Consider the following 5,368-nt stretch of genomic DNA (forward strand, 5'->3'; position numbering starts at 1 on the left):
GCGCAGGCGCTTGGCCATCGAGATCCGGACCAGGACCGGCTGGCTCTCGACATGCGCGTCGAGGGCTGCGCGCGCCGCCTCGTCCCACGGCAGCTCGCGGTGCATCCGCGCGGGCGTCGCCTCGACCGCATCCATGTCGCGGGCGAGCGGCAGGATGTGGAAGAGCATGTCGAACAGCGCGTTGCAGACTTCCTGCACGAGGTAGGTCGCGCCCGAGTAGCCCATGAACGGGGTGCCGGTGTGCCGCCGGATGATGGCGCCGGGGAACGAGGCCGGCACGAACACCGCGCGGCAGCCACTTTCGGCCGCGTACATCCGCTCGTTGAACGAGCCGAACAGCACCAACGGCGGGGTCTTCGCGATGGCCTCGCGGACCGCGTCGTTGTCGGGCTTGGCGCCGGGCTTCCGCGCGAAGGCGAAGGTGCAGGGCAGCCCCATCTCGTCTTCGAGGAAGTGGCGCACGCCGCGCGAATAGGTTTCGGTCGCGACGATGCCGAAGCTCGCGGTGCCGAAGAAGTCCTGCGTCACCGAGCGCCAAAGGTCCCAGACCGGCTTGATCGTGGTGTGCTTCTCGCGCTCGATAAACGGCTCGGGGTCGAGGCCGAGGATCTCGCCGAGCGAGCGCAGGAACTTGGTGGTCGAGAGCACGCCGATCGGGGCCTGTAGGTAGGGCCGCTCCAGGTCCTCGCAGAGCAGGCGCCCGAACTCGCGGTAGAGGCAGACGTTGGCGTCGGCGTTGACGAGCTTGGGCACGTCGGCGAGATGCGAGCCGAGGGGGAAGACCAGGTTGATCTCGGCGCCGATGCCCTCGACCAGCCGGCGGATCTCGGCGAGATCCGAGGGCATGTTGAAGGTGCCGTAGGCCGGCCCGATCAGGTTGACGCAGGGGCGCTCCCCGTCCTTGCGGGCGGGGCGGGCCGGAATGCCCTTCTTGGCGAAGCGCTTGGCGCCGTATTCTTGCCAGAGCCAGCGCATCGCCCGGTCTGCGGTCTGCCACTGGTCCTCGTCGATGGTGCGCGGCAGGAAGCGCTGGATGTTGGTGCCCTCCGGCGTCACCCCGCCGCCGATCATCTCGGAGATCGAGCCGGTGACGACGACGCTGGGCTGGCCCGGATCGAGCACCGCGTGCGCCCGCTTCATCGCGCCCTCGGTGCCGTGGCGGCCGAGCTCCTCCTCGCCCAAGCCCGTGACGACGATCGGCAGCTCGTGCGGGGGCAGCGCGTCGGTGTAGTGCAGGACGGAGGTGACCGGCAGGTTCTCGCAGCCGACGGGGCCGTCGATGATGACCTGAAGGCCCTTGATCGCCGTGAAGACGTAGACGGCACCCCAGTATCCGCCGGCGCGGTCGTGATCGAGGACGAGCATCAGGCCATCTCCCCAATCGGGTCGTGGTCGTGCTTTTTCGGCGCGGGCGCCCGCGATACGCTCTTGCGGAGCTGCGGCACGTCCTCCCAGACGCCGGCGGCGTGACCGGTGCCGACGCCCTCGAAGAAGTCCCGCATCGCGTCGAAGCGGCTCTTGTTGCCCAGCGCGGCGTTGATCACCGTGGCGAGCGAGCCGGCGCCGGCGACGCCCATCAGGGGACGGGCCGAGATCAGGTTGGTGAAGTACAGGGACGGCGTCCCGGCCTCCTTGGCCTTCTGAACCACCGGGGTCGTACCGATGGCGAGGTCCGGCCGATATTCGCGCATCGCGGCGAGGTCGTCCTCGAGCGAGGCGCGGAACCTGACCTGGATGCCACGGGCCTCGAGCCAGTCGCGGTCGGCCTCGGCCCAGGGGGTCCTCGGGCAGGCGGTGCCGACGTAGCGGAGATCCGCGCCGCTCTCGACCAGCAGACGCCCGACGAGAAGCTCCGAGCCCTCGTAGCCGGAGAGCGTGATCCGGCCCTTGATCGGGGCCGCCGCGAGCGCACTGCGGATCGGCGGCAGCAGGCGATTCTTGGCGGCCTCGACCAGGCTCCGCGGCACGGCGCAGGCCTCGCCGATCCGGTCGAGCCAGTCACTGGTGCCGTCGACGCCCACCGGCGCCGAGCCGACGATCGGCCGGCCGGCGGCCTCGAACTCGCGGATGCTCGCGGTGTAGAACGGGTGGATCGCCGCCACCGCCGCGCCGTCGAGCGCCGCATAAAGCTCGCGCCACTCGCGTGTCGGGACCACGGGGCCGGCGGCGAGCCCCAGCGGCTCCAGCATCGCGCCGATCACCACCGGGTCGGCCGGGAACATCTCGCCCAAAAGCGTCACCGTCGGGCGCTCGGAGCGGCCGGCGCGCGGCGCCTGGACCGGTCCCTGCTCGGCCTCGGTGCGGGCGAATTTCAGCATCGCGCCGGCGAGCACGTCCTTGGCCTCGGCGTGCGTCGGAACCCCGAAGCCCGGCACGTCGATGCCGATGATGCGGACGCCGTCGATCTCCTTCGGTAGCAGGCGCAGCGGCACGCCGGAGGCGGTGGGCACGCAGAGGTTGATCACCACGACGGCGTCGTAGTCGGCGGGCTTGGCCGTGAGGAACACCGCCTCGCGGATGTCCTCGAACAGCTTGCCGGTGACCAGCGTCTCGGAGTTAAACGGCACGTAGCCGACCGAGCGCTTGGCGCCGTAGAAATGCGAGGTGAAGGTCAGCCCGTAGACGCAGCAGGCCGAGCCGGAGAGGATCGTCGCGGTGCGCCGCATGCGCAGGCCGACCCGGAGCGAGCCGAAGGCCGGGCACATGCTCTGGGGCTGGTCGTGGGGCCCGACCGGATAATCTGTCTTGAGCTGCTCCAGCGTTTCCGACATGCCGGCGGCCTCGGCGGCCGCCCGCATCACGTCCTTGCCGGAATGGCAGCCGAGCCCATCGCCCTTGGTCGCAGCGACATCGATCGGCGCGGCGGGGACCGGCGCCTGGAGGGCTTCCAGGGCGGAGGCCGGGACCTCCCGGCGGGCGCGAAGCGCTGCGATGTCAAGGGTGACGGCCATGCGGCTCAGACCTCGTCGTAGACGACTTCGAGGGACGGCTTGGTCACGTGGGCGACGCCGCACATGTCCTCGAAGGTCGCCGGCACCAGCACCACGTCGCGGCCGGTGTGCTCGCTCGAGAACAGGCCGAGGAGGCCGTCCTGCGAGAGCGGCGTCGGGTGGTTGGGCTTTGCGTCGGCGACGTTCTGGGCCAGATCCGAGAACAGCGAGCCCCAGCGCCCGTCGGGCCGGCCGATGATCTCGTAGTTCGCGCTCTTCTTGCGGATGTCGTCGTCGGCCGGGATCGACGCCAGCACCGGGATGCCGACCGCGTCGGCGAAGGCCTGGGCCTCGCCGGTGCCGTCGTCCTTGTTGATGACGAGGCCGCCGACGCCGACGTTGCCGCCGAGCTTGCGGAAGTATTCGACCGCCGAGCAGACGTTGTTGGCGACGTAGAGCGACTGCAGGTCGTTCGAGCCGACGACGATGACCTTCTGGCACATGTCGCGGGCGATCGGGAGGCCGAAGCCGCCGCAGACCACGTCGCCGAGGAAGTCGAGCAGGACGAAGTCGAAGCCCCATTCGTGGAAGCCGAGCTTCTCTAGGAGCTCAAAACCATGGATGATGCCGCGGCCGCCGCAGCCGCGTCCGACCTCGGGGCCGCCGAGCTCCATCGCGTAGACGCCGTCGCGCTTGAAGCAGACGTCGCCGATGGCGACCGCCTCGCCGGCGAGCTTCTTCTTGGTCGAGGTCTCGATGATGGTCGGGCAGGCCCGGCCGCCGAACAGCAGCGAGGTAGTGTCGCTCTTCGGGTCGCAGCCGATGAGCAGGACCTTCTTGCCCTGCTGGGCCATCATGTAGCTGAGGTTGGCCAGGGTGAACGACTTGCCGATGCCGCCCTTGCCGTAGATCGCGATGATCTGCGTCTCCTTCTTCGCCGGCGCGGTCACCACCGGATCCGGCTCGATCGCCGCCTCCGCGCGCAACGCGGCGTTGGTCAGGTGCATGTTCATGCGTTCCTCCAGTCGAGGACCATCTTCAGGCACTCGGGATCGCCGAAGGCCGTGCGATAGGCCTGCTCCGCCTCCGACGCGGGGCGCCGATGGGTGATCAGGCCGTCGAGCGATAGGGCGCCGCGGGCGATGAGCGCGCTCACCGCTGCGAGGTCGTGCGGCCGGAACTCGGCGGCGACCCGGATCCGGGCCTCGCGCAGGAAGGCCGGCGGGAACGCGAAGGAGAGCGGTGCCTCGTAGAAGCCGGCAAGCACGATCTCGCCGCCGGGGCTAAGCCGCCCGATCAGCGTGTCGAGCAGGCTCGCGTCGCCGCTGACGTCGGTGATCGTGGCGTAGTCGCGGCGCTCGTCCTGGTCGGGGTGGACGACCGGGTAGCCGAACGCGCCCCGCGACCGCACTGGATTGGTCTCCCACACGGTCGGCACCGCGCCGGACAGGGCGACGAGCCGGGCGAGCAGACGCCCGAGCACCCCGTGGCCGACGATCAGGGTGCGCTCGCCCGGGGCGCTCGCGGCCATCGCGTGGTAGGCGGTGGCGGCCAGCGCAAGCAGGATAGCCTTCTCGCCGAGGCTCGCCTCGACCGGCACCAGCTTCTCGGCCGGGACGATCAGGTGGGAGGCGGCGCCGCCGAACAGGCCGCGCACCGTGCCGAAGCAGCGCGCGCCCGGCACGAAGACCGCCTGCCCGACGCTGAGGCCGGAGCCTTCGGGTGCCATCTCGACGATCCCGACCGACTCGTAACCGGGCACCAGCGGGTAGCCCATGCCGGGGAAGCTCGGCATCCGTCCGGTCCAGAGCAGGCGCTCGGTGCCGGTGGAGATCCCGCTCCAGGTGACCGCGACCACCGCGTCGCCCTCTGCGGCCGGGGTCAGCGGAAGGCGATCGAGCGCCAACACCTCCGGTCTTTCGAGAACGACGGCGAGCGCGTCCATGTGCGGTGCCTCTTCCATCCCTGTCCGACTCTCTCGGTCGGCCGATAAGTCATCCTAGAATGACAATACAAAGCGTCAAGTCAAATTTACACTTTTGCCGACCTGCGTGCCACGATCAGGCGTGTCAGCAGGGGGCGGCGGGTCTTCACACTTCGGATTTCGGCGAAGCCCGCGGCGCGAAGCATCGCCGACAACTCCTCGGCGGTGCGGGCGCGGCCGCTGCCCATCGCCAGCAGGTAGAAGCCGAAATACGCGTCGCTGACGGGCTCGGCCCCCGGTGTCCCAGCCATCGGCTCGGCCACCAAAAGCGTGCCGCCGGACGGCAGCGCGTCGTGGGCCGCGCGCAGCAGCACCGCGACGCGGGCGTCGTCGTGGTCGTGGACGATCCGCACCAGCGAGATCGCGTCGGCGCCCCGCGGCAGGGGATCGGAGAAGAAGCTGCCGCCGCGGCAGGCGACCGTGAGGCCGGCGGCCCCGAGCCGCGCCTCTGCCC

The 5,368-nt window shown here is 70.3% G+C and carries 5 protein-coding genes; all 5 read right to left on the reverse strand.

The genetic code is table 11. The annotated features are described in order from the left end of the window. Positions 1-1,365 (reverse strand): chlorophyllide a reductase subunit Z (bchZ, locus tag FV222_RS16195; RefSeq protein ID WP_147815102.1); only part of this gene is annotated, 1,365 nt, incomplete at its 3' end. Continuing rightward, positions 1,365-2,951: a chlorophyllide a reductase subunit Y gene (gene bchY / locus FV222_RS16200; protein ID WP_147815105.1), complete on the reverse strand. Its 1,587-nt coding sequence runs from the start codon at positions 2,949-2,951 to the stop codon at positions 1,365-1,367. The genes bchZ and bchY, both read right to left, overlap by 1 nt. A 5-nt stretch (positions 2,952-2,956) precedes the next feature. Further along, positions 2,957-3,943 carry a chlorophyllide a reductase iron protein subunit X gene (locus FV222_RS16205; protein WP_147751147.1) on the reverse strand — a complete coding sequence of 329 codons (987 nt, stop codon included), beginning with the start codon at positions 3,941-3,943 and terminating at the stop codon, positions 2,957-2,959. Further along, on the reverse strand, positions 3,940-4,875 hold the full coding sequence (bchC, locus tag FV222_RS16210; RefSeq protein WP_147764231.1) for a chlorophyll synthesis pathway protein BchC: 936 nt from the start codon (positions 4,873-4,875) through the stop codon (positions 3,940-3,942). The genes FV222_RS16205 and bchC overlap by 4 nt, the downstream gene beginning before the upstream one ends. A gap of 86 nt (positions 4,876-4,961) precedes the next feature. Next, a partial coding sequence (locus FV222_RS16215; RefSeq protein ID WP_281406889.1) for a methyltransferase occupies positions 4,962-5,368 on the reverse strand: 407 nt, incomplete at its 5' end.

The sequence above is a fragment of the Methylobacterium sp. WL103 genome, assembly GCF_008039885.1.
Classification (GTDB): Bacteria; Pseudomonadota; Alphaproteobacteria; order Rhizobiales; family Beijerinckiaceae; genus Methylobacterium; species Methylobacterium cerastii.